The 538-nt window shown below is 47.0% G+C and carries 1 pseudogene; it reads right to left on the reverse strand.

The features are described from left to right. Positions 1–15: 15 nt before the first annotated feature. Positions 16–507, reverse strand: a pseudogene (locus R7040_RS29440) (adenylyltransferase/cytidyltransferase family protein); the annotation flags it as partial. Positions 508–538: the final 31 nt, after the last annotated feature.

The following is a 538-nucleotide window of genomic DNA, read 5'->3' on the forward strand; positions in this document are numbered from 1 at the left end:
GACTGGAGTTCAGATACTCACTCGTAACTGTTGTAAACAAAAGCTTTGGGTACTGACGACTTCAAAGCCGTATTTTCCCCCAGCTTCCTGCAACATGGCAAAGTTACCTAAACGGCCTTTGCCAAAGCAGAAATCATCACCAACGACAAGAAACTTAACACCCAAACGCTCGACCAACAAGTCGCGGATAAACTCTTCCGCTGTCAGGCTGGCAAAATGGCGATTAAAGTTGACGCAAAGCAAACGATCGATGTCGAGCTTGCTTAATTGAACGAACTTGTCGCGCAGTCGCGTCAACCTTGCGGGCGCTTTGTCTTTGGCAAACAGCTCCATAGGCTGAGGTTCAAAGGTCATCACAACCGACGGTAACGAAAGTTTCTCCGCTTGCTCAGACACTTGCTGCAATACTTGTTGATGGCCTTTGTGTACGCCATCGAAATTGCCGATCGTCAACACACAACCATAATGGTGTGGTGCGATATTATGAATGCCTCTCATCAGTTCCATTGGATACTGCGTTCTGCCTCTGTTTTTACTT

It is taken from the genome of Vibrio sp. 1069, from assembly GCF_033340555.1.